The following is a 24,301-nucleotide window of genomic DNA, read 5'->3' as shown; positions in this document are numbered from 1 at the left end:
CAACCCCGGGGTACACGTTGAGCGCCTCAATGGGATGTAATCCGATCAGATGCGCATTGTGTTTACGCGCGAGTGGAACCGCGGTTTTCATCAAATTTTGTGTGTTCTCTGGCGTTGTCAGGCAGACAAGAATTGTTTTCAGTCCCATGAGCTATTCCTTCGCATGCGTTGGGTTGCGTCTGGCATTATGTTTAGCATGCGCTGATATGCTCCGATTGATCCCAGTCAATCGACGCTGTGGGCCGAGTGGTATGTCATGTGGTGATCCAGTCATTACTAAGGAGTTGAACCATGGCCCTTTTCAGAAACACAATCGCTACGGCTGCTGCAATAGAGGTGTCGGCGGCGTACTGGTCTACAATGGGAGAAGTGCTATGACAGCTCAAGGTTTGGAAGTGATCGACCACAGCGTTCAGCTGACACATGAATGGATAAACGAACTTGCTGAGCGGCTTGATTGGTCCTCCAAACGCAGCGTGCTACGGCTGTTGCGGGTTACGATGTGTCATCTGCGTGACCATCTGCTCGTGAACGAGGTGGGCCATATCTCGGCGCAGTTACCTGTCATGATACGCGGCTTTTTCTTTGAAGGGTGGGTGCCGCACCAAACGCCAATCAAGGAGCGGAGGGCCATCGAGTTTGTCTCGTTCATTGATGCTCTGATGAAGGACACAGAGGAATTCCGTGGACGCGATGACATCAAATGCGTTTTTGATTTGCTGAACAATCGCCTCAGCAGGGGCGAGGTCGAAGATATTCGCGCAACATTGCCGACAGGGGTTCGCGACCTGTGGCCTGCACCCTGAACCACGCAAAACGCCACGAGAGCAGATCCCGTGGCGTTTAAGGATAGCGGCCCGATAAATCAGTCGCGGTCACCGAGGGACAAACCAAGGAGTGCATCTGGCCGCTGGATGATCACGGTGTGGATGTTCTCGATTGCGATAATCTTGGACTTGCGCAGCTGGGTGAAGGTCCGGCTCACAGTTTCGGTTGTGAGGCCCAGAAAGTCTGCAATATCAGAACGACTCATCGGGAGTGTAACGCCTCTGTAAGCGCCCAGATCGGTGCCGACACGCTCTGCCAACACGCACAGGAAGGACGCGACCTTCTCGCTGGCCGATTTCCGCCCAAGCATCATAAAATGATCCTGCATCTCGCTGATTTCGCGCAAGGCCGCCTGCAAAAGCGCGTTGTGCAGTTTGGGGTCACCCTCACCGTTTTCGAGAGCAGAGCGGCGGAAGGGCTGTAGCTGTGCAGGCGTCAGTGCTTCGCAATCGGTGTGGTGCAAGCCAGAGGATGGAAATCCAACAATATCACCGGGATACCCGAATGCGATCACCTGACGACGACCATCGGCAAGGAGGCGAGTGAGCCGCATAACGCCGCTTGTTACCTGATATAGCCACTCAACCTCGTCCCCCTCAAAATAGAGATATGCGCCGGGTTTTAAATGAGCTTCGGCACTTTGCGGCAAGGTTGTCGCAAGCGGTGTAACTGTGGAATAATCGGTGTTTTCAGTGGGGATTGTGACGTACATCGGGGGCAGCCTCCAGTATGATTTGGAGGTATCTTGCGCAGTCTGTGTAATGTGCATTACGGTGCAACCGTAGGTTTTTGTATCATTTTGTATCACGCTCTCATTTGTCACTGGTAGCTACCTATATCAAAGTATGAATATATTATTTCCTGAGCATGGCCCGAGTCGCTAAGGAGGCTCTATGACGAACCCGACCGTTCTTGTTGTTGATGATGACCCCAAAATCAGAACCCTTTTGCGCAATGTGCTGGAGGATGACGGATTTCGCGTCTGCGAAGCGCAGACCGAGGAGGAAGTCCTGCGCATTATGGCAGACACGACTGTCAGCCTGATCACGCTTGACCTCAACCTTGGATCAGAAAGCGGGATCGAGATTGCGCGCCATATCAGGCGAACCTCTGACGTGCCTATCATTATGGTGACAGGTAAGGATGACGTTATTGACCGCGTTGTTGGCCTTGAAGTGGGGGCAGATGATTACATCACCAAACCCTTTCACGTGCGCGAGGTAATTGCGCGGATCAGAAGCGTGCTGCGCCGCAGTGAAGCAGCCACACCTACGGCAGAAGCGATCGTCGAAAGCGTGCCTGCAAGCACAGCAAGCACGCAATTCTGTTTCGACGGCATGACCGCAATCCCTGACCAGATGAAGCTCATGGACCGCACAAATACCGAGTGCGAATTAACCAGCGGTGACTTCAAGTTGTTGGATGTGTTTCTAAATCGGCCCAAACGTATTTTGTCGCGCGATCAGTTGATGGATTTAACGGGCGGCACCGAATGGAACCCGCTTGACCGTGCCATTGATAACCAGATCGCGCGGCTGCGCAAAAAGATCGAGCGCGAGCCGTCGGACCCGAAACTGATCAAGACAGTGCGCGGCGTGGGATATACTTTTGCCTGCGACGTAGAGGTTGTTCAGATGTCAGTGGACCCTGCTAAAACCGCATGAAGGCGTCTGGCCAGCTCTGATTGGCGGTATGGTTTATGCAGGATGTGATAGGCGCGCCCATGGGCCATCGCGTCCGTCACCACATCACTGGCATATCCCGAGGTTAGCAAAACCTTAAGCGCGGGAAATTCGCGCGTGATCTTAGAAGCAAGGTCATAGCCGTTGAGAACGCCGGGCATCACCAAATCGGAAAAGACAAGATCGGCTTTTACGCCCTGTTTCAGCATCGCGTAAGCTTGATCACCACTTTCGGCCTCAAGGGTCTGAAACCCGAGGTCGCGAATGCGCTCGATCGAGAGTTTGCGCACTTTTGGATTGTCTTCGACGATGAGGACAACCTCGCCGTTTCCGCGCGGCATCTTTAAGGTGGTGTCAGGTTGAGAGTTGCCATGCCCGTTGGCCGCTTCTTGCGGTAGCGCAGGGAAATAAAGTCCGAAACTGGTGCCCAGACCCAGTTCGCTGTAAAGCGTGACATGCCCACCCGACTGGCGCACAAAACCATATACCATGGCCAGCCCGAGGCCCGTGCCGCCGCTGTCTGCCTTGGTGGTAAAGAACGGCTCGAATGCGCGGCGCTGCGCTTCGAGGGTCATGCCAGCCCCGTTGTCACTGACAGACAGGCGTACATAGTCCCCTACGGCAATGTCGGTTTCCTGTGCCATATAGGTGTCGTCTATGCTGACGTTTTGCACCGAGACAAGCAACTCGCCCCCCGCGCCCATCGCGTCCCGCGCATTGAGGGCAAGGTTTGTGAGAGCGGATTGAAGTTGCACAGGGTCAACCTCGACAAGGTTCAGATCATCGGCAAAGTCCGTTCTGATCCGAAAATTCGCACCCAGCGTTCGCTTCAAGAGCTGCAAGGTATCTGTACATAAATCGCGCAAGTTAGCGGTCTGCGGTGTGAGATGGCTGCGCCGTGCAAAAACCATCAACCGTGAGGTAAGGTCGGCTCCCAACTCCGCAGAGCTGAGCGCGTCACGTATCAACGGGAGTTGGCGTTCGTTCGCCCCCCGCATCTCCAGCAGTTCCAGATTGCCCACAATCACTGTCAGCAGATTATTGAAATCATGGGCAATTCCGCCCGTCATCTGCCCGATCGCATCAAGGCGCTGGGACCGCGCAAGCGCATCTTCGGCCGCCTTGCGCTTTGTGAGGTCGTGCAAAATGGCGATGAACATGCGCTTGCCTTCGACCTGCGTATGGCCGACCGATAGATGGAGCGGGAATATCGTACCATCCTGCCGCAGTCCTTCGACGTCACGGCCCAAGCCGATGATACGCTTTTCTCCCGTCTCAATATGATGAGACATAAAGCTGTCGTGCAGTTCGGCCAAAGCTTGCGGCATCAGCATATTGACGTTCTGTCCAGCCATCTGTGCAGCGCTGTAGTCAAACATCTCTGCAGCAGCTGAATTTGCGCGTAACATGGTGCCCTGAGCGTCAGAAACGATCATAGCATCTACTGCCGCCTCAAGAATGGCATTGAGGATAGCGCTGTCTTGTGCGGAGGAGTCCATGGCCGTGTTCCTTTTTGCTATTCTGCCAAAGGCGGCGCAGGAGGTGCAAGGACTATTGCAAGCGGGCTGTTATCCTGTGGCCATGATCGCGCTACCGCGAAGCCTGCGTCAAAGGGGAGGCCAAGGTTGCCAGACCAAGGTAGCGGGTCAGATCAGCCAACGTGATGACACCCAAAAGCTGATGATCCCGCACAACCATAAACTTACGGCGGCCTGTTTGTGAGATCTGTTCAAAGAGGTCGGGTACCGCCATATCCGGTGCAACCATCGTCGCAGTGTCCAAACCAACAAACACATCGCCTACGCGTGCGTTGCCCCAGTTTTCACGGTCAATGCCAGCCAGAACAGTTTGATCAATGTGGCCCAGCAAAACATCTCCATCAACAACTGGCACAAAGCTGACGCTGTGGCGCAACATGATCTGGTTGACGAACTCTGACAGGGTCATTTCAGGGGCAACTGTCACAGGAGTTAGCGTCATCAGATCGCTCACGGTTTTATCTGCGAGCACGGTTTGGGCAAGCTTTGAGGTATACGTCGACCGTGCTGCAATCAGCACAAAGCCACCGATCAGAAGGTACCACAGCCCTGATACGAATGCGCCCTGGAACAGCGCCAGAACACCCATTGCCATCAGGAAGTAGGAAAACACAGTGCCGGACTGTGCCGCCATCTGGGTCGCTTTGAGCGCATTGCCGCCTCGGTGCCACAGATAGGCGCGCAGGATACGGCCCCCGTCCAGCGGGAAGGCCGGCACCAGATTGAACAGCGCCAGCACCAGATTGATCAACGCCAAATAAGACAGCACCGCGACAAACGGGTCCGCCCCGGAGGCCAGCACAGCAATCTGTGCAAACACCCAAAAGCAAGCCGCCAGGCAAAGCGACATAACAGGACCAGCAACGGCGATCCAGAACTCGTCACGGGCCGAGTTTGGCTCACTCCCCAACTCAGCCAGACCGCCAAAGATAAACAATGTGATGCTCTTGATCTCGATGCCCAGACGCCGTGCCACAACGGAGTGGGCCAATTCGTGCAGGAGGAGAGAGGCAAACAGACCCAGCATCCCGATCAGCGCCATTATCAGATATGTATGTGCAGTCGCCTCAGGCATGACATCTGGAAAGTATTGTTGCGAAAGGCTCCAAGTGACCAGAGACGCTATAATCAGCCAACTCGGGTCAACTTTAATTTCAAAACCGTCTACAGACAAAATCTTTACAGAATTCGAGAACATCGCAAGCTCCACTTTTCCCCCAGCATATCGTGTGCTTGAAAGCATCTATTGATATCTGTCAAATTGTCAGCCTTACGGGTGGAACAAGCCGCCCACACCGTAGGCAAGCAGCGCCGCAACCCCGCCGATCAACAGCGTCTCAGTGCCAGAGCGCCACCATTTGGCAAGCGACCAGCGGCTTTTGCCCGCCCCAATCATAAAGAAGGTCAGCAAGGTCGCAAAAACGGCAATGGCAAAGGCATTTTCCAGCCCCAGCACAAAAGGAAACAGCGGCACCGCACCTGCAATCAGGAAAGCGATGAAAGTCGCAATTGCTGCGCGCAGAGGGGCCGGATCATCGCGCGTCAGCCCGTATTCGTCCGTCAACATGATACCGATCCATTTGTCACGCCGCATCGCAATGGCATGGGTCGCATCTTCCAGTACGGCACCCGACAATCCGCGCATCTCAAGGATTTGGCGCAGCTCTTCGCGCTCCCCCTCGGGATGGTCGGTGATGTGGCGTTCCTCTATCTGGATGATGCGTTTGCGGTCGTCCAGTTCGGCCTTGGTTCCGGAATAATTGCTCGCCGCCATCGAGAATCCGTCGGCCAGAATATTAGCCAGCCCAAGCGCTACGATGATGGTATGCGGCAGCCCCGCCCCCTCAACACCGGCGACGATCGCAAAGGTAGTCACCGCCCCGTCAATGCCACCATAAATCATATCTTTCAGGTTGCTGTTTTGCGGGCCAGCCGAAAGGCGTGCGGCAATCTCTGTTCGGGTGTGTCCATGCTCTTGTGTCATGCGACCTATATCGCCCAATCACAGGGCACCCCGATTGAGCCATATCAAATGATATGACCCCTTTCTGATGCCGTGTTTCTTGGCCAGACCACTTATGCTTTACGCGGTGCGGTCAGCGCGTGCCCCAAATGTTTTGAGCACTTCGGGCACGACCAGAATAGGGATCGCAAACCCACACACCAACAGCCACTCATCAAGGCCCATTGGCACCGTATGCAGCATGATCTGAAGCGGTGGCCAATAGACGGCGAGCACTTGCGCGCCCAATGTCACGCCAAGAGCAAGCAACAAAAACGGATTACTGAGCCAGCCAATCCGCGCACCGGGCAATCGCAAGGAGCGGAAGGCAAAAACGCTCATTTTTTCGAACACAACCATCGCGGTAAAGGCAGTGGTGCGGGCCAGATCAACGCCGAGGTCCATGAGATGAAAGAAGATCCATAAACTGGACAAGCCTGTATAGGAGCCCAGCACGATGATGGTCAGAATACCGCCCCATCCCAGTATGGCTGTGTCTTTGCGGCGCGGTGGCTGGTGCATCTGATCTGGTTCTGACTTCTCCAAGCCAAGCGCGACGGCCGTGACACCATCTGTCACAAGGTTCATCCACAAAATTTGCGTCGCGAGGAAGACAAGCGGGCCGCCAATAGCGATGTTCACGACCAAAGCTATCACTTCTCCCGCATTGGACGAGAGCAAATAGCGCACAAATTTCTGGACATTGGCAAACTGGCGGCGGCCCTCGCCAATAGCTGTGACAATGGTGGCGAAATTGTCGTCCAGCAGCACCAGATCAGACGCATCCCGCGCCACATCCGTACCCCTGATCCCCATAGAAATACCGATGTCCGCCTGTTTCAGGGCTGGGGCATCGTTCACCCCGTCACCTGTCATCGCAACAATCTGGCCCTGCGCCTGAAGGGCCGAGACGATGCGCATTTTTTGCGCAGGCTTAGTGCGGGCAAACAGGACATCGCCGCGGAGCACATCGGCAAGAGCAGCATCATCGAGCGCATCCACATCAGCACCCGTAAGATGCTGCGTTACTTGCAGGGCAAGCTGGTCCGCAATGGCTCCTGCCGTAACCGGACCGTCACCCGTGATCATCACAACTTTGATCCCCGCCGCGCGGGCCAGTTTGATGGCGTCACGTACTTCGGCACGGGGAGGGTCGATCAATCCAACCAGTCCTAAAAACACCAAGTCCTCTTCGACGATCTGAGCCGTCTCAGCCGGCCGCTGTGCAAAGCCGATCACCCGCAGCCCTTGCGCGGCAAGTTTACTGTAAGCTTCTAGAATATCTGCACGATCGACGTCCGACAAAGGGCGCGCGCCTGCTTGTGTCATCACTTTTGTACAGACTTCAAGAACTTGCTCTGGTGCGCCCTTGGTCAAAACAGTTTTCCCTGTCGCGGACCCATACAACACCGACATCCGTTTGCGTGCGCTGCTGAAAGGTATTTCTGCCAGCAGGCCGCGCTCGTCCGGCGGATCGCACCAACCTTTGTAACCCAGCGTGATCAGCGCCCCTTCGGTGGGGGCGCCAACCATCTGCCATGCGTCACCTTTTCGGTTCAGGCGGGCATGACTACAGTACAATCCGACCTGCAAAAGCTGCGACAGCACTGCATCATCTGCAGCCCGCACACGCATGCCATTTGCCGCAATATGTCCCGCAGGATCATAACCTGTTCCTGTCACATCATAGGTCTGCTCCAGCGTCCAAACCTGCGTCGCCGTCATCTTGTTTTCAGTGAGGGTGCCGGTTTTGTCCGTGCAAATGACCGACGCCGCGCCCAATGTCTCGACCGCTTGGAGGCGGCGGGCCAAGGCGTTTTGGCGCACCATCGCTGTCGCACCCAAGGCGAGGGTGATTGTGACCACTGCGGGCAACCCCTCAGGCACCATCGCAACCGATAAGGACAGGCCCGTCATCACCATCTCGGCCATGTCACGCCCAAGCCAGAGCCCCAGACCTGTTACGCTCCCGGCAACCAAAAGTGCCGCGATGCCAAGTTGCCGCGCAAGCTGTCCCAGTTTGTCCTGTAGGTTGGTTGTTTTGGTTCCGACTGATCCTGTGAGGTGGGCGATCTTGCCGAATTCAGTCTGTGACCCGATTTCGGTAACGCAGGCTTCTGCACGTCCTTGCGTGACAGACGTGCCTGCGAACACTTTTTCATCCGCTGCGTTTTTTGAAACAGAAACGGACTCGCCCGTGAGCACGCTCTCGTCAATGCGGAGTTCTGCTGCGGCGATGATAACCGCATCGGCGGCGACTTTGGATCCTGCCGTAAGCACGATAATATCGTCCGGCACGATTTCTCTGGCCGCAATCATCTGTTCCTGACCCTCGCGCAAAACCATCGCTTGGGGGGACAGCATCGCGCGCAACGCGGTCAACGCCGTCTCTGCCTTCCATTCCTGGACAAATCCGAGGCCCGCGTTCAGCACAACCACAAGGCCAATCGTGATCGCATCGACCCGCTCCCCCAATGCGAGGGCAACACCAGCCGCGACAATCAGGATCAAAACAAGAAAGCTGGTAAACTGACGCAGCAAAACGCGAAAAGGGCCGACCTGTGCCACAGCAGGCAGCTCGTTCCAGCCATGGATTTTTCGCGCATCAGAGACTTGCGCGGCCGTCAGGCCAGTGGGTCGGGCAGTATCAGGCACAAAGCCACCTCATGAGTTGTCGTCAGGTTTTTGGTGTCCCTCGGATGGGGTCACTATTGATTGAGTAATATCAAATTCAGAAGTGAAAAGAGACATATACCACTGAAAGAGGCGATATCGTACCGCGAGGAGGGATTGATTGTGAAGGCCAGTTGAGCTTTTCAAGACGCACACAGGTTCAGGCAGGAGCAACCGATGAACACTACCGCGAGCGATTGCACGGTTTTTGAGATGACAACGGCCCATTGGCAGTCCTTGGGAAAATCCGGTGCCGCCCATAAGCACCGTTATGGGCATGCTGCGATTGTGTCCGGTCCTACAGGGCAGGGAGGTGCGGCTCGGCTGGCTGCACGCGGCGCGTTGCGCATCGGTGCAGGGGTTGTGAGCGTTCTGTGTCAAGCCGACGCACTGCAAGAGCACGCAGCACAGCTTAACGCGATTATGGTAAAGCCTTTTGCAAAACCGTCCAAATTTGCAGAACACTTAGCTGCGGTCAGCCCGCAAGCGGTTTGCATCGGTCCGAACCTCGGACTTGGTCATGCAAGCCAGAACCTTTTGAGTGATGTGGTGTCGCGCGGCCTGCCTGCCTGCTTTGATGCTGATGCCATAACGCTTATGGCGGACTCTTCGGTTTCCTTGCCAACCCTATCAAACCCACAAAGCGTTTTGACACCCCATGAAGGGGAATTGCGCCGTCTGATCCCTGACGTATTCGCAACGACATCGTGCCGCCGCACCCTTGCACAGGCAGCGGCAGATAAGATGGGTTGTGTCGTCCTGTTCAAAGGGCCTGAAACCATTGTCGCAGCGCCAAATACCGCCTCCCGAATTGTATCTGCGCAGCCGTTCAAGAGCACCAGCTGGCTTGCGACAGCGGGTTCGGGGGATGTGCTTGCCGGTTTTGTCACAGGTTTGTTGGCGCGGGGGTTTGACGCGCTCGACGCGGCCTGCATCGCAGCATACCTCCATTTTTCATGCGCGGAGGCGATCGGGGCAGGGCTGATCGCGGAAGACATTCCCGAAGCGCTGCCCAAGATTTTGCGATTGAGCGAGATCAATCCAGTTTCTGCAAAAAGCGCTACACAGGGGTAAAACAAGAGTGAGTTATTATGTTAACGACATCTTCATGGCGCACATCCTTTTACGGTCTGGACGGTATACCAGACATGGTATCAGACGTGCTGAGCAGACAGGTACACTATATCAGCGTTGGCAAAGACACGGTGATTTTCGGACCTGACAATCCCGCCGAAGACCTGTTGCTTTTGACCTGTGGTACAGTGCGGGTACAACAACGCTCCAAGGCGGGGCATGAGGTTATGCTGTACCGCGTGCACGCTGGCGAACGCTCCGTTTTAAATTCGGCATGCCTGCTGGCATTCGAGGACTATCTATCACAAGGCATTGCAGAGACAGACGTGGACGCGATCCTGATCCCCCGCGAAACACTTGATGACCTTATGGAGTCCTCCCCACAGTTCCGTGGATTTGTTTTTGAGGCCTATTCAAAGCGGATTACCGATCTGTTTACAGCGATTGACGAAAGCGCGGTCCGTCAGAATAATACCTGTGCCAATCAAAGACTATTCGGGCGTCAGGACGCGCAAACCTTGCAGAACATGACCCGCCACTAGGCCGCTTGACCGCGGCGCAACCATAGAATGCAGCCTGATCTTGTCAGGTGTGCTATCAACGCGGGCAGTCCTGCTTCATGGTGGACACCTTGGATGAAATCAAACCAAAGAGGAGAATGGGATGTCTAATAACGTAGGAAATATCGACCGTATCGTAAGGGGGCTTTTGGGTCTCTTGCTGATCATAGCACCGCTCCTGAACATACCTGCGATCTGGTCCAGTGCAGCACTTGCATATGGCAGTATGGCGGCCGGTTTGGTACTTGTAGTCACGGCAGTTCTCAGGTTCTGTCCGCTCTACAGGATGCTTGGCGTTTCGACTTGCAAGCTTTAGATAAACGGGTGGTATTTACTCAGGGTGTCTCTTTTTCGCGCAGTTGGTGAAAAGATATCGCAGAAGTTGGTCCGCAAACACCGCGACATGAATTGACCGAAAAGGCGTCTCACAATGTTTTTTGCTCTTTTCGTCGGTTCTGTGATGATGATCAGCTCTCTCGCCCTTTCCATTGTTCTGTTTGGCGTTGCGGCCCGTATGCTGCGCTGGCTGGAGCAGACACGCAGCCTTGGATATGAACGGCTGCCTCTGGTCTTTGATCTGGGCATTGCAGGGCTTTGGATATTGCTTGTCCTGACAGGCTCGGTTTGGGGATGGGCGGCACTCTATATGGCACTTGGCCTGTTCACCGGCCTTGAACCTGCGCTCTATTTCTCGATCGCCTCATTCACGACTGTTGGCTATGGCGATGTTGTTCTTGATCCTGAATGGCGGTTGTTGGCCGGGATGACCGCGACCCACGGATTGCTGACATTCGGACTGTTCACTGCATTTCTGGTCGAAGTCTTTAACTTTCCCACCCGCGCAAGGCGCCCTTGATCCAAGTCAATACGCGCAGTTCTGCATCTTATATCATGGTCGGAGAAACCAAGCGAGGATATGAGATGACCGACCTGAAACACTATGCCGATCTGATCACGGCACGTATTGCCGAACTTGATACACGGATGCACGAAGTCGATCACGAGCTGGGCGCGCCGATGACCGCCGATATGAACGATCAGGCCATTGATCTCGAAGATGATGAAGTTCTTGAGGGACTGGGGATCGCGGCGCAAAAGGAAATCGCCCTGCTCAACCTTGCGATGGAACGGATTGAGGATGGCAGTTACGGCATTTGCAAGAAATGCGAAGAACCTATCTCGGAGGCTCGATTAACCGCCGTATTATACGCACCCCTTTGCAAGAATTGCGCACGCCAAAGCTAATCCCCGCGCCGCACTGTCCTCATCAATGGCGGTGCGCGCTTTCGTCTGGAGACAGTGGCAGTGCGGATGGGCTTTTAAATACTTTCGGGCCCTCTTGGATCGCGCTAAGATTGTGTTAGCACTGACAAACAACAGCGACTCATCATGCGGATGAAACAAGGGCCGTGAAAGGTTCAGATCAAGGCCACCGCGATGAAGAGCGAAAGATTTCAACATGGGTTTGCAGGACCAGATTTTGGGGGCGCATAAAATGCGGCGACTGAACAGCCAACCTTGCCGCAACGCTTCATGAATACTTCACCGAATCCCCAGTCGAAAACCGTCACAGTGTCGGTTCAGGAAAGCGTGCTGACGCTGGAGGGGCGGTTGCTCATTGATAGTGTGGAGCAGACACAACGAAGCATGCATCACACCAATCTGGATACTGTTTTATCCATCGATATATCGTCTTTGTCTCAAATGGATACTGCAGGCGCGTGGCTTGTTGTCGATCACCAAAGGCTGGCGGCACAGCACGGCATAACGCTGGAGATCACAGGCGCGTCTCCTGAACAGGCGCAGCTGATCGAGACGGTGAAACGCAGCATGGCCCCTGAAGACCAGCGCACGCCAGCAGCGCTGTCGATTGCGGACCGTTTTGAAGGTTATGGCCGCAAGGTGGTGCGCGGATACAGAATGACGGTCGAGCTTGTCTCGTTTCTGGGGCAGGTAATTGCCACATTGGGCGGCATCATACGCCACCCTCGCCGTTTACGCCTGACCTCGGTGGTGCACCACTGTCAGGAGATCGGAGTGAGTGCGGTGCCCATCGTAGCACTAATGGCGTTTCTCATCGGGGTGGTTTTGGCCTTTCAAGGCTCCGCACAGCTGCGCCAGTTCGGGGCGGAGGTTTTTGTCGTCGACCTGATCGCCATCTCGATCCTGCGTGAGTTGGGGATACTGCTCACGTCGATTATTGTCGCGGGGCGCTCTGGCTCTGCCTTTACTGCCGCCATCGGCTCTATGAAAATGCGCGAAGAGATTGATGCAATGCGCACCCTTGGCCTTGATCCTGTGACCATCCTTGTGGTGCCGCGGGTATTGGCGCTGATGCTGATGCTGCCTGCACTCGGGTTGATCGCCAACATATCGGGGCTGATTGGTGGTGCACTCATGTCATGGATCGAGTTGGGCGTATCGCCCGCTGTGTTCCAGTCACGGCTTGTGAGCAATACGGACGTTTGGCATTTCGCAGTGGGCATGATCAAAGCGCCGTTCTTTGCACTCATCATTGGCATCATCGGATGCTATGAAGGGATGAAAGTTGGCGGCGATGCGGAGAGTTTGGGGCGGCTGACCTCAGCCTCGGTGGTGCTGTCGATCTTTATGGTGATTGTAGTCGATGCGATGTTTTCGATCTTTTTTGCAGTGGTGGGGGTGTGATGGAAGCGGTGGACGATCCGATCATCCGCGTGCGCGGATTGGTGACACGGTTTGGCACACATACGGTCCATGACGGCCTCGACCTTGATGTGCGGCGCGGCGAAATCATCGGCGTTGTCGGCGGGTCAGGCACAGGAAAATCGGTGCTGTTACGCGCAATCGTGGGATTGTTAGAGCCTAATGCAGGCCAGATCGAAGTTTTTGGCGAGAGCGTGCGCTCAACCTCTGACGAAGAATATCGCGCTTTGCGCCGCCGTTGGGGGGTGATGTTTCAAGATGGTGCGCTTTTCTCATCGCTCACCGTGCGCCAGAATGTCGAGGCGCCCATGCGTGAACAACTCAAGCTTGAAGATACCCTGCGCGAAACATTGGCGGGGATCAAAGTGCGGATGGTGGGCCTGCCCGAAAATGCGATGGCGAAATACCCCTCCGAGCTGTCGGGTGGCATGCGAAAACGCGCAGGATTTGCCCGTGCCATTGCAATGGACCCCGAGATCGTCTTTCTGGATGAACCGACTGCCGGGCTTGACCCCATCGGCGCAGCCGCCTTTGATATTCTGATAAAGCAGTTGCAGGCGTCCTTGGGTCTCACTGTATTTCTGGTCACCCATGATCTGGACAGCCTGCACGCGATCTGTGACCGTATCGCTGTGCTGGCCGATCAAAAGGTGCTCGCCGTGGGAACAATGGAAGAGATGTTGCAAATTGATCATCCGTGGGTGCATGAGTATTTCCATGGGCCACGGGCACGCGCAGCCCTGAGTTCGGCACAAAAGGAAGAAACCCACTGATGGAAACCCGTGCGAATTATATCCTGATTGGTATCTTCACGCTGCTGTCCATTCTGGGCACGCTCGCGTTTTTCATCTGGCTGGCAAGTGTTCAGGTGAACAAACAGTACCAGACCTATGGTATCCTGTTCGATGATGTCTCGGGCCTTGATGCGTCGGGCGATGTGTCCTTCAACGGCATTTCCGTAGGCCGTGTGATCGGCCTGCGCATCGCAGAGGAGGACCCCTCGAAGGTCTTTACCACCATCGAGATTGAAGCGGATATTCCGATCCGTTCTGATACCGTCGCGCAGTTGCAATCCCAAGGGGTTACAGGGGTGGCCTATATCTCGCTGTCAGGAGGCACGCCAACAGCGCAACCCTTGGTGCCGAATGCTCAGGGCATTCCGATCATCCCCTCGCGCCGCTCGACGGTGCAGGCACTGGTTGAGGATGCGCCTGATTTATTGACTGAGGCAACGAAATTGCTCGAACAATTCCAGAGCCTGAGCAGCCCGGAGAACCAGACTTATGTGACCAATATCCTACGCAATCTGGATTCCACTTCGGGGCGTCTGGATGAAGCGCTGACCGATTTTACCGAGATTACAGGCACCGTGCGCGATGCGACCGTTCAAATCAGTTTGTTCACCGACCGTCTGGATGTGATCGGCGCATCCGTCACCAAAACGCTTGAACAGGCGGACAGCACGCTAGCGGCAGCAACAGGTGCGTTTGAGCAGGCAGATACAGTATTATCAGGCTCGGTTGAGGCGATTGACAGCGCACAGGGCGTGTTTGAGCAGGCACAGGTAATTATGGCGGGCCAAGTCCCCGATATCCTCGCACAACTCTCTGAGGCGGCGACGCTCACAAATACTGCCATCGCTGATCTTCAAACCCGCTCTGGTGCCACGCTCGACGGCTTTGGTGAAACAGCAGGCTTGCTTAACGCCCGCTTGGTCGAGTTGGAGAATTCCCTGCGCGAGGCCAACACCGCCTTTATCGCTGTGACCGAAGCCTCGGTAAGTTTTGACCAGCTTGTCGATGGGGACGGGACTTTGCTGGTGGCCGAAACACGCGCCGTGGTCGCCGATATGCAAAGCGCTGTGAGTACAATCGAAACGGCGGTGGTCAATGATGTCCCCGCGATCATGGCAGATATCCGGAGCGGCGTTACGCGGGCGAACAAAGCGGTAGAAGATGTTGCGACCAATATCACCAGTGCCACAGACAGGTTTGATCCCATGGCTGAACAGGCACAACAGGCAATTACCTCGGCAAATGCGCTGTTTACCAAAGCGCAAGACAGCTTGATCACGCTCGACAGCACCCTAACCACCGCCGAGGCCGCGCTGGGATCAGCGCAAGTCACGTTTGACGCGGCGACAACCGTGCTCGACACTGATCTTGCACCGATGATGACTGATATTCGCAACGCCTCCGACCAGATTACCCGTGCCGTCACAGACGTCGCAGCAGATGTACCCGCCATCACGGCAGATCTACGGGCACTCATTGCCCGCAGCGACGCAGTAGCGCGGCAGATCCAAGGCGTTGTAGCGCAATCCGGTCCTGGCCTTGGTGACTTTGCCAACAGAGGCTTACCTGAACTCACTCGCCTTGCCAGTGAGGCGCGGACCCTTCTTAACACTCTCGGCACGCTCACCCGCAAGATTGAACGAAACCCCACAGGCTTCATCCTTGATGGCCGTGTTCCCGACTATAGGAAGTAGACCCATGCCCGACCTAACCCGCCGTATGGCCCTTACGGGCGCTTTCCTCTCGCTGAGCGGATGCAGTGCGATCACATCGCTCAACGCTGCGGCCAAGCCGCTGAATACATATGACCTGCGCCCCGTCACGGGGGCAAAACGCGGGGGCAAATCATCGCGCACCCTGCTTGTAGCATTGCCACAAGCCACCGCTGCCCTTGCGACAGACCGCATCATGATCAAGCCTGATGCGGCCGCCATCACCTATCTGCCTAATGCACGGTGGAGCGACGAGTTGCCCGCGGTCATCCAAAGTCTGTTGATCCGCAGCGTCTCTGCCACGGGGCGTGTTGCATATGTGGGTGCAGTTGGCGCAGGACCGGTCCCGGACAAAGCACTTTTGGTGCGCATCGATGCGTTTGACGTCACTGTTTTGCCAGATGGGACGTTTGAGGCGACGGCGGACTTTGACCTCACCCTCATCAATGATCGTGATCAGCGCATTGTGGCCTCGCGCAGGTTCTCGCAGTCGGCAAGTGTCGAGAGCGATACACCCGAAGCGATTGTCAGCGCATTTCAGGGGTTATTGGATGATTTATTGCCTTTGATGACCGATTGGACAACACAACGGACCTAATAGATACATCAAAAATAAAAATTAACATAATGTTGATTATAGTCAGCTTAATTCCAAGTATTGGAAATCTCTCATTGGAGGGTTGATGGGTGTGCTTGCTCCGGTTTCACCTTGAGCAACCTCTCTGCGCCAATGATTGCGCTTCAAGCGAGGACATCTTCAAAAGTTCTTATCGTCATGCGTAAATCACAAACCACCTATGCATCGTTTGGTGGTGGTCAGGGGTCAAGGGCACCCCTATATCCCGTTCATAACATAACCCGCTTTTCGTAAGGATCAGCACAATGACAAAAATGGTAAAAGACGTTCTCAGCATCGCGGCCCTGCTTTCCGTAACAGCGCTTTTCATCACCCTGCATTCCTGGCAGTTCATCCAGTAGGATAGACTTCCCTGACGGTACAAGAAGGCTTTCAACAAAAAAGGCGCTCAACCCCTGAGCGCCTTTTTCTATTTGTTATCCACCGGAGATTATTACCCCAGCAGTAGTTCAGGCAACCACATTGCCAGCTCTGGTACAAAGGTGGTCAGCATCAGCGTTGGCAACCAGGCGAAGATGATAAAGACCAAAGTGGGCCACAGCATCTTTGACACAGGCACATCACAAATCTGCGCCCCGAGATAAAGCAGCGGTGCAGTTGGTGGTGTGATGTTCGCCATACCAAGGTTCACGCCGATAACAGCCGCAAAATGGATCGGATCCATACCAACGCTTTGTGCGATGGGCAGCAGGATCGGTGTCGCCAGAAGCAGACCAGAGATATCGTCCATCAGCATACCGATGAGGATCATCACAACGTTGATCATCAGCAGGATCACAATCGGATTATCGGATACGGAGTAAACCATATCTTTTGCCAGTTGTGGCGCACCTTGGGCGATCAGGTTATCGGATACGATCAGAACCATAAAGATCATGACCATAACCACTCCGATGGTCACACCGGAGCCGCCAATCGTTGTGGCAAGTGTTTTCCACGTCAAACCTTTGTAGAAGTAGATCGCAATCGGGATCGCATAGACAACTGCGATACCAGCAGCCTCTGTCGGGGTCATAATACCGCCATAGATACCGCCAAGAATGATAAGGGGCATCATAAGCGCCGGTCCTGCCAAACGTCCTTGGCCGACAAAGGCAGGCATGAAGGGCGACGGGCGATCCTTGAGTTGGATATCAGTCACTTTGCGCAGCATGAACTGGTTGGTGATGATCAATAGCGTGATCAGGATCATTGCGGGAATGACTGTGGACAAGAAGCACTTGAGCACGTTTTGCTGTGCGACCCAGCCATAGAGGATGTGCGACGCGCTCGGCGGGATCAGAAGGCCCAGCGGACTGGCCGAGACGATGAGCGCCGCAGACAGGCCCGTGGGATAGTTTGCACGCTTGAGGTGTGGCATCATGATGCCACCGATACACGTCAGCGTGGCGTTCGCACTGCCCGAAATGGAGCCGAAAATACCACAAGCAAGCACACCCGCCGCGCTCAGACCGCCCTTGATATGGCCGATAAACATCTCGGCCAAGGCGACAAGGGGCGCGGCAATCTTGCCCTTCTCCATAATGCCACCGGCAATCATAAAGAGCGGCACCGCCAGCAGCACAAGCGAACGGATGCCCGTAGAGCCAGTCGGCAGATAACCCGAGATCGACTGATCACCAACCAAAGCGATGAAAATCAGAACCGATCCGAACGCCACATAAACGCTCACGCCCAGCAACAACATGATGCAGACGATAAGCAGACTTCCAGTAATAATCATGATGCGACCTTCCCGAGGCTATCGGACTTGAGCGGCAGGCCGAGCCCTTTACGGATATGCACGTAAAGATACGCGGCAGTGAACATGGACATGAAGGTAAACGCGACCATAATCGCGATGCGCCATGACACAAACGGGATGCGCAAAACAGTTGTGGCACGCAGTCTCGGGAACGAGAAATCATCAAGCAGCGAGATATAGCAGGCATAGACGATAAACAGCGTCACACCCAATTCGATGGACAGCACGACAAAGCCGCGTATCCAGATCAGGCGTGGATTTTGGATGATAATCCCCAGAATATCGGCATTGATGTGCAACTGCCGCTCGGAGGCCAGCACAGCACCGGCGAAAAAGCCCACGATACTAATCGCCAAAAGCCACTCTTCGTAGGCAAACAGGTCGCCGCCAAAGCCGTAGCGGATCACCACAACAGCACCAAAAGTGAAGGCCATGAGAAACCCCGAGAACATGACGATGCCCTTCATGGCAATCAGCATCAAGTTCATCGGCACGCCAATAACCCGCGGCAATTCGTCTGTTACTTTTATGGGATGGCCGTCAATTTCGCCACCGGCGCCTATTGGCAAATCATCAAGTTGTGCGTGATCGTCGTTTTTGCCCGACATACCGCTTGCCCCTTTTTGTATTTGGTCAATCTACAGACACAAAAAGGGCCGGCAAATTTGCCAGCCCTTGATCGCTTGTGCTTAGTTCATCGCGCCTTTGAGGCGGTCGATGATGTCTTGGCCGACGCTCTCGGCCATCATTGGCCAGATTTCTTCGCGGACTTTTGTCGCCATGGCGGCTTGGTCTTCGGCGTTCAGGCTCAGGATGGTATAGCCGCTGTCGAGCAGTTTCTGACCGAAGGCATCGTCATTCTCGCGGTTATACGCAAAGAAATCATCGGATGCTTTTGTCATCGCGGCTTGCAGAACTTCAACCTGCTCTGGTGTCAGCTTATCGAGGGAACGCTGGGATGCGTAAAAGCTGGTCAGCTCGGAAATCGCGTTATACTCGACAAAGTGCGTGCCCACATCGGACTGTGCAAAGATCGTGTAAGTCGCTGTCTTTGTGCAGCAGATCGCGCCATCAACAATACCGGACTGGATCGCAGGGAAGATATCGCCCCATGCCATCGTTGTCGCTTTAAAGCCGATGCTTTCCATCATGGATTTCACAACAGTCGAGGACCAAACACGGATGTTCATGCCTTTGTCATCAAATGTGTTCCAGTTTGTAGGCTCTTTCGTGGCAACAACACCCACAAAACCCTCAGGGTTCTGGGACATAACGCGCACGCCGTACTCGTCAGTGATTTCCTGAAGGATCTTGTTATATTCGGAATCCATGTTGCGCATCACGCTGTCCATGTCATCCCAGCCGCTTACGAGGAAGGGCATGGAAAGAAACTCGAGACGGGGATCGGTATCGGCATAGATGAACGCACCGGCCAGATCGATGTTGCCACGGGCTACATCTTCGAAGAGTGCTTCGCCGGATCCCAGCTGGTTCGCAGGAAAGATATCGATTTTCAGACCAACATCAGCGGCGGCGACATCAGCAGCAACCTGCTCCATCATCTTTGTACCCTGATGGTCAATCGGGAAAACGCCTGCAAAACGCAGTGTGGTGTCTTGTGCAAAAGCGGCCGTGGACATCAGCGCGGTGATCGCGCCTGCGGTCAGAACCTTGGTGATTTTTGTGAAACTCATTGAGTTTTCTCCCTATTTTATTTTTGTTTGCGTGAACGAGAATCGCGACAGCAGGCGAGCCCTTTCAGTGCATTTTAAGATGCTAGGCAAATATATTACGCATAGCAATTTGTTTTGCGCGTCACGCTTGTATTTAGGCATTTCGTGCATGTTATTCGCGGTAGCCAAGCCTAATCGACTGCGATTGGACATCAACGCAGATCATCTGGGTCTAAAGACGTTTTTGGCCTAGGCACAGTAGACCTGCCGCCAGACCTAGGTGTTTTCAAATCCATTCAGGAAAGAGTGCAGGTTCTCTCCCAACGCGTCACACAGATATCCACCTTCCTGAACGATGACCGTAGGCAGCTTCAACCCCGCAAGGAGCGCTGCGATGCGCTCAAAACCGGGCGTGGAGACAGAAAGCCCGCCAAACGGGTCGCCCTCAAACGCATCAAGGCCAAGAGCGATCACAATAGCATCGGGTGCAAAAGCCTTCACATGCTCTAATCCACCCTCAAGACCTTGCAAGAACCCCGCATCATCGGTGCCGCGCGGCAAGGGCACGTTGAGGTTATAGCCAAGGCCCGCCCCCTCCCCCGTCTCATGCGCGTGACCCCAGAAGAAAGGATAGAACCGCGCAGGATCAGCATGAATGGACAAGGTGAACACATCATCGCGGCCATAGAATATCCCCTGTGTGCCGTTGCCATGGTGGAGGTCCACATCAATGATAGCGACGCGGTTATGCGTCCGCCGCAGATATTGCGCTGCGATGGCGGAATTGTTCAGATAACAAAACCCCCCCGCCAGATCGGTGAAACAGTGGTGACCGGGTGGGCGGCACAGCGCATAGGCCGCCTTGCCCCCCTCCACAACCGCTTGAGCCGCCGAGACAGCGCAGTTGGCAGACCACCGCGCAGCCTCCCACGTATGCTCGCCAATGGGACAGGACATATCGGTAATGTGAAACCCCGCCTGCCCCACAACAGATAGCGGATAACTGGCCGTGCGCCTGTCAGGGTGGATGTTGGGAAAAATCTCTGGCGTGGCATCGGGTATACGGCTCCAACGGGTATAAACCGTCGACAGAAATTTGAGATAAGCAGGCGTATGCACCGCCGCGATGGGGCCAAGACCGTGATCATCGGGCATTTCAACATCATGCCCCCCTGCCGCAACACCGCTGAGTAACCGCTCCATACGCTCCGGCATCTCGGGGTTCGGCTGCATCAGGCCATTCACAAGGAACCCTGTCGGGTAATGTTGGCTCTGCTTTTCTTGATCGACAAATACACGCATCGGTCTAAAATCCTGTTTTATCTGCGCCCTTGAGGGCAAGCATGGCACGCGCCTCATCGGGCGTTGCAATTTCATATCCCAATTCTTCGAGAATACTGCGTATCTTGGTGACTTGCTGCGCGTTGCTGGTCGCCAACTCGCCACGGCGGATCATCAGACTGTCCTCCAGCCCCACGCGCACATTACCTCCCAAGATCACCGCCATCGTGCCAAGGGTCATCTGCTGGCGACCCGCCGCCAGCACAGAAAACTGATACGTATCACCAAGAAGGCGGTCGGCAGTCTCCTTCATATACATCAGGCTTTGCGGGCTGGCATCAATTCCGCCCAGCACCCCCATCACGAATTGCAAAAACACAGGCGCTTTGATCCGGTGTTTGCGCAGGTAAAAGGCGACCGTCTGGATATGGCCCACATCATAGCATTCGAACTCGAACCGCGCACCGCCCTCGTCCCCGAGCATGCGAAACACAGTTTCAATATCGTGAAACGTGTTTTTGAATACCGTGTCGCGCGTGTTCTCAAGGAACTGCTCTTCCCAATCATGCTTCCACTCGCTCTGCTGATCCTTCATTGGAAACAGGCCAAAGTTGATCGACCCCATGTTGAGCGAGCACATCTCGGGCGCAAGTGCCGCAGGCGCGGACAGCCGCTGCTCTACGCTCATCTGTGAACTGCCCCCCGTGGTGAGGTTTATTACCGCGTCAGTGGCATCCTTGATCCGTGGCAGGAATTGGCGAAACACCTCGATGTCAGAACTGGGCCGCCCCGTATCAGGCTCCCGCGCATGTAGATGCAGGATCGACGCTCCCGCCTGCGCCGCCTCTATCGCCGACGTGGCAATCTGGTCGGGGGTGATTGGTAAATGCGGGCTCATGCTCGGCGTGTGGATGGAGCCGGTGATGGCGCAGGTCAGGACAATTTTACGTGGCATATTCAGCCCTCCAATCCAGCTTCAGTCGCAAAAACCTTGAGACTGTCATCAAGGATGCTCAAAATCTCGCCCACTTGCGGTTCTGTCACAATCATCGGCGGACAGATCAGGAAATGATCGCCATCAATGCCACCCCGCGTGCGCCGCGAATAGGTGATCAGGTTACGTGCATAGCAAATCTCGACAAATCGGTCATAGGCGTTGAGTGCCTTTGGCAGCGGCGCCATCGTCTCGCGGTCGCTCACCATTTCAAACGCGGTGAGCAGCCCCTTGCCGCGCACATCCCCGATAAAGCTGTAGCGGTCCATCAAATCGCGCATCCCCGCCATGAGTGTGTCACCCATCGCGGCGGCATTGCTCATCAGATCAAGGCGGTCAATCTCGCCCAGAACCGCCAATCCCGCACTGCACGCCAACGGGTTGCCCGCATAGGTATGGCCGTGCGCAAACCCGCCTGCGGCCAGCACTGTCTCGACCATCCCCTCATCCGCGATCATCGCGCCAAGTGGGGCATAGCCCGCGCCAAACCCTTTGGACACCGCCACCAGATCAGGGCGCACATTCCAATGCTCCGACGCCATAAAGGCACCCGTGCGCCCGACACCTGACATGACTTCATCCATGATCAACAGAATGCCAAACTCGTCACAAATCTCGCGGATGCGGGTGTAATAACTGTCAGGTGCGACCAGCGCGCCCGTCGACGCACCACCCACAGGCTCCATCGCAAAAGCCATCACCGTCTCCGGCCCTTGGGCAATAATTTCGTCGCGCAGCATTTCGGCATATTTGAGGCCCCGATCATGATCCGACAGGTTATCGCGGTCCAGATAGCATGTCGGCGCGGGGATTTTCGGCATGTCCGTATAGAGGGGCTTAAACGCATCAGTGAGGGGACCATAGCCCGTTATCGCCAATGCGCCCAACGTGGACCCATGATAGGAAGGAAACCGCGAGATGACTTTCCAGCGGCTTGCCTGCCCTGCGGCCAATGCCCATTGGCGGGCGAACTTGATGCACGACTCCATCGCCTCTGATCCACCCGAGACAAAGAAGACGCGGTTCAACCCCTCGGGCATCCGCTCAGCAATGGCAGTCGCCAAATTCTCGGCAGCTGCGTTCTCAAAATGCAGACGGTAGGCAAAGGTCGCGCTGTCCATCTGCGCCTTCATCGCGGCCAGTACATTGGGGTTAGAGTGACCGATGTTGCTCACCATCGCGCCTGAAGAGCCGTCGATGAACCGCTCCCCATTCTTGCCCCAAATGTAAATCCCCTCGGCACGCTCCACCTCTGGTCGGCGCTGGCGCGTTTGATAGAACAGGTTGGATTTCTTCACGGGCTTCATCCTTTGAAAGTGCCAGCGACGGGCATCAGGCAGTCATTGCGCAAAGAGTGGGCTTGTTTTTGTCATAGTGCAAATAGATAAGATATATGGATATCATTGATGAAACCAATGAAGGGCCATCGATATGCCGACAAATCCCCACAAGCAGGAAAAGCTGATCCGCGAGCTTGACCTTAACCTGCTGCGCACCTTCATGTTCATCGCACAGGAGGGCAGCATCACCCTCGCCGCAAAACGACTGATGCGGCGCCAGCCCTCGGTCAGTCAGGCACTTCAGCGGTTAGAGGCACAGCTGGGCATCGCGTTGATTGACCGCAGCCCCTCCCATTTCCGCATCACGCCTGCGGGGCAAATTCTCTATCATGAGTGTCAGGAGTTGTTCGGCAATCTGGTCCGCACCATTGAGAACAGCCAAGGCACAAAGGACGTGGTCACAGGCAAGGTCAAGCTGGCCCTGCTGAGCGGTGTGGTCAGCGATTTCTTTGACGGGGTGCTGGCCGACTTTCACCGCGAAAACCGACAAGTGAGCTTTGACCTCGAAGTCATGTCGAGCACAAAGGTCCAGCAGGCGGTGCTTGATAAATCAGTCGGCCTTGGCGTTTGCATCATGCATGATCCCCATCCCAATTTGCAGTATGATCTGCTCTATCGCTCTTACTTTGGCTTCTTTTGCGGTGCGGGACATCCGCTCTTTGGACAGCACAACCTGACGCTTGAAGATATGCGCGATCACTCCTCCGTCTCTTTTCGCACGGACCAGCTGTGGGACGCCCTGCGCCCCGTGGCCCTCCTGAGGGCGCAGCACAAACTGGATAACAAGGTGATCGGCTACACTTCCAACCTCACAGAAGCGCAGCGCATGATCACCGCAGGCCTCGGCTTTGGCCCCCTGCCCGTTCATGTGGCAGCGCACTTGGTCGCACAGGGTAGACTCTGGCGGCTTCCGCCTTACGGCAATGAAATGATAGTCGATGTGCATCTGGTGCATCATAAAAGCGCCCGCATGAACCGCGCCGAACTTGCCCTGCTCGAAATGTTCCAGCACCGCATCGCCGCACTGCCCCTTGCGCAGCGCACCTATGACCTGCAAGACGTTTGACGCAGCCCAACAGCAGGA

23 protein-coding genes are annotated in these 24,301 nt (G+C 55.2%); 12 read left to right on the top strand and 11 right to left on the bottom strand.

Features of this window, described 5'->3' with window-relative positions:
* The first annotated feature begins 374 nt into the window (after positions 1 to 374).
* Positions 375 to 806 carry a DUF2267 domain-containing protein gene (locus tag Q0775_RS18080; protein WP_298864369.1) on the top strand — a complete coding sequence of 144 codons (432 nt, stop codon included), beginning with the start codon at positions 375 to 377 and terminating at the stop codon, positions 804 to 806.
* Positions 807 to 865: 59 nt separating this feature from the next.
* On the opposite strand, the gene Q0775_RS18075 is transcribed toward Q0775_RS18080, so the two are convergent.
* Positions 866 to 1,540, bottom strand: coding sequence for a helix-turn-helix domain-containing protein (locus tag Q0775_RS18075; protein WP_298864366.1), 675 nt, complete (start codon positions 1,538 to 1,540; stop codon positions 866 to 868).
* A gap of 181 nt (positions 1,541 to 1,721) precedes the next feature.
* Between Q0775_RS18075 and Q0775_RS18070 the strand changes: the two genes are divergently transcribed.
* The gene (locus Q0775_RS18070) at positions 1,722 to 2,492 is read left to right on the top strand and encodes a response regulator (protein ID WP_298864363.1); all 771 of its coding nucleotides are present in this window, start codon (positions 1,722 to 1,724) and stop codon (positions 2,490 to 2,492) included.
* Here the strand turns inward: Q0775_RS18070 and Q0775_RS18065 are convergent.
* From Q0775_RS18065 to Q0775_RS18050, 4 genes are all read right to left on the bottom strand, one after another.
* Positions 2,459 to 4,009, bottom strand: a complete 1,551-nt coding sequence (locus tag Q0775_RS18065) for a PAS domain S-box protein (protein ID WP_298864360.1) — start codon at positions 4,007 to 4,009, stop codon at positions 2,459 to 2,461. The two genes, Q0775_RS18070 and Q0775_RS18065, sit on opposite strands and share 34 nt — an antisense overlap.
* A gap of 91 nt (positions 4,010 to 4,100) precedes the next feature.
* Positions 4,101 to 5,246: a site-2 protease family protein gene (locus Q0775_RS18060; protein ID WP_298864358.1), complete on the bottom strand. Its 1,146-nt coding sequence runs from the start codon at positions 5,244 to 5,246 to the stop codon at positions 4,101 to 4,103.
* Positions 5,247 to 5,318: 72 nt separating this feature from the next.
* Positions 5,319 to 6,032, bottom strand: coding sequence for a VIT1/CCC1 transporter family protein (locus tag Q0775_RS18055; RefSeq protein WP_298864355.1), 714 nt, complete (start codon positions 6,030 to 6,032; stop codon positions 5,319 to 5,321).
* 99 nt (positions 6,033 to 6,131) lie between these two features.
* Positions 6,132 to 8,705, bottom strand: a complete 2,574-nt coding sequence (locus Q0775_RS18050) for a cation-transporting P-type ATPase (RefSeq protein WP_298864352.1) — start codon at positions 8,703 to 8,705, stop codon at positions 6,132 to 6,134.
* A gap of 195 nt (positions 8,706 to 8,900) precedes the next feature.
* Here Q0775_RS18050 and Q0775_RS18045 point away from each other — a divergent pair, with 195 nt between their 5' ends.
* The 9 genes from Q0775_RS18045 (at position 8,901) to Q0775_RS18005 (ending at position 16,146) form a co-directional block, all read left to right on the top strand.
* Positions 8,901 to 9,797 (top strand): NAD(P)H-hydrate dehydratase, encoded by an 897-nt coding sequence (locus Q0775_RS18045; RefSeq protein WP_298864350.1) that lies wholly within the window; start codon positions 8,901 to 8,903, stop codon positions 9,795 to 9,797.
* Between the two features lie 17 nt (positions 9,798 to 9,814).
* Positions 9,815 to 10,339: a Crp/Fnr family transcriptional regulator gene (locus Q0775_RS18040; RefSeq protein WP_298864347.1), complete on the top strand. Its 525-nt coding sequence runs from the start codon at positions 9,815 to 9,817 to the stop codon at positions 10,337 to 10,339.
* Between the two features lie 121 nt (positions 10,340 to 10,460).
* Positions 10,461 to 10,673, top strand: coding sequence for a DUF2892 domain-containing protein (locus tag Q0775_RS18035; RefSeq protein ID WP_298864344.1), 213 nt, complete (start codon positions 10,461 to 10,463; stop codon positions 10,671 to 10,673).
* Positions 10,674 to 10,787: 114 nt separating this feature from the next.
* Complete coding sequence (locus tag Q0775_RS18030) at positions 10,788 to 11,213, top strand: ion channel (protein WP_298864341.1); 426 nt, start codon at positions 10,788 to 10,790, stop codon at positions 11,211 to 11,213.
* A 65-nt stretch (positions 11,214 to 11,278) separates the two neighbouring features.
* On the top strand, positions 11,279 to 11,602 hold the full coding sequence (locus tag Q0775_RS18025) for a TraR/DksA family transcriptional regulator (protein WP_298864337.1): 324 nt from the start codon (positions 11,279 to 11,281) through the stop codon (positions 11,600 to 11,602).
* Between the two features lie 288 nt (positions 11,603 to 11,890).
* The gene (locus Q0775_RS18020) at positions 11,891 to 13,024 is read left to right on the top strand and encodes an MlaE family lipid ABC transporter permease subunit (protein ID WP_298864334.1); all 1,134 of its coding nucleotides are present in this window, start codon (positions 11,891 to 11,893) and stop codon (positions 13,022 to 13,024) included.
* A complete protein-coding gene (locus Q0775_RS18015) occupies positions 13,024 to 13,815 on the top strand; it encodes an ABC transporter ATP-binding protein (protein ID WP_298864331.1) in 792 nt (263 codons plus the stop codon). The genes Q0775_RS18020 and Q0775_RS18015 overlap by 1 nt, the downstream gene beginning before the upstream one ends.
* Positions 13,815 to 15,530, top strand: a complete 1,716-nt coding sequence (locus Q0775_RS18010; protein ID WP_298864328.1) for an MlaD family protein — start codon at positions 13,815 to 13,817, stop codon at positions 15,528 to 15,530. The genes Q0775_RS18015 and Q0775_RS18010 overlap by 1 nt, the downstream gene beginning before the upstream one ends.
* Before the next feature lie 4 nt (positions 15,531 to 15,534).
* Entirely contained in the window at positions 15,535 to 16,146 is a 612-nt protein-coding gene (locus tag Q0775_RS18005; protein WP_298864326.1) for an ABC-type transport auxiliary lipoprotein family protein, read from the top strand.
* Between the two features lie 472 nt (positions 16,147 to 16,618).
* On the opposite strand, the gene Q0775_RS18000 is transcribed toward Q0775_RS18005, so the two are convergent.
* The 6 genes from Q0775_RS18000 to Q0775_RS17975 all read right to left on the bottom strand — a co-directional run bounded on the left by Q0775_RS18000 (position 16,619) and on the right by Q0775_RS17975 (position 23,175).
* Complete coding sequence (locus Q0775_RS18000; protein WP_298864323.1) at positions 16,619 to 17,908, bottom strand: TRAP transporter large permease; 1,290 nt, start codon at positions 17,906 to 17,908, stop codon at positions 16,619 to 16,621.
* Positions 17,905 to 18,537, bottom strand: coding sequence for a TRAP transporter small permease subunit (locus Q0775_RS17995; protein ID WP_298864320.1), 633 nt, complete (start codon positions 18,535 to 18,537; stop codon positions 17,905 to 17,907). The genes Q0775_RS18000 and Q0775_RS17995 overlap by 4 nt, the downstream gene beginning before the upstream one ends.
* Before the next feature lie 81 nt (positions 18,538 to 18,618).
* Positions 18,619 to 19,623: a TRAP transporter substrate-binding protein DctP gene (gene dctP / locus Q0775_RS17990; RefSeq protein ID WP_298864317.1), complete on the bottom strand. Its 1,005-nt coding sequence runs from the start codon at positions 19,621 to 19,623 to the stop codon at positions 18,619 to 18,621.
* Between the two features lie 255 nt (positions 19,624 to 19,878).
* Complete coding sequence (locus Q0775_RS17985; protein WP_298864315.1) at positions 19,879 to 20,904, bottom strand: histone deacetylase family protein; 1,026 nt, start codon at positions 20,902 to 20,904, stop codon at positions 19,879 to 19,881.
* Positions 20,905 to 20,908: 4 nt separating this feature from the next.
* Positions 20,909 to 21,838: a 3-keto-5-aminohexanoate cleavage protein gene (locus tag Q0775_RS17980; protein ID WP_298864313.1), complete on the bottom strand. Its 930-nt coding sequence runs from the start codon at positions 21,836 to 21,838 to the stop codon at positions 20,909 to 20,911.
* Positions 21,839 to 21,840: 2 nt separating this feature from the next.
* A complete protein-coding gene (locus Q0775_RS17975; RefSeq protein ID WP_298864310.1) occupies positions 21,841 to 23,175 on the bottom strand; it encodes an aspartate aminotransferase family protein in 1,335 nt (444 codons plus the stop codon).
* A 133-nt stretch (positions 23,176 to 23,308) separates the two neighbouring features.
* On the opposite strand from Q0775_RS17975, the gene Q0775_RS17970 reads away from it, so the two are divergent.
* The gene (locus tag Q0775_RS17970; protein ID WP_298864307.1) at positions 23,309 to 24,283 is read left to right on the top strand and encodes a LysR family transcriptional regulator; all 975 of its coding nucleotides are present in this window, start codon (positions 23,309 to 23,311) and stop codon (positions 24,281 to 24,283) included.
* Positions 24,284 to 24,301 lie beyond the last annotated feature (18 nt).

Origin of the sequence: uncultured Sulfitobacter sp., assembly GCF_947499945.1 — a bacterium.
In the GTDB taxonomy this organism is placed as follows: domain Bacteria; phylum Pseudomonadota; class Alphaproteobacteria; order Rhodobacterales; family Rhodobacteraceae; genus Sulfitobacter.
This window is presented reverse-complemented; position numbering and strand designations above follow the sequence as displayed.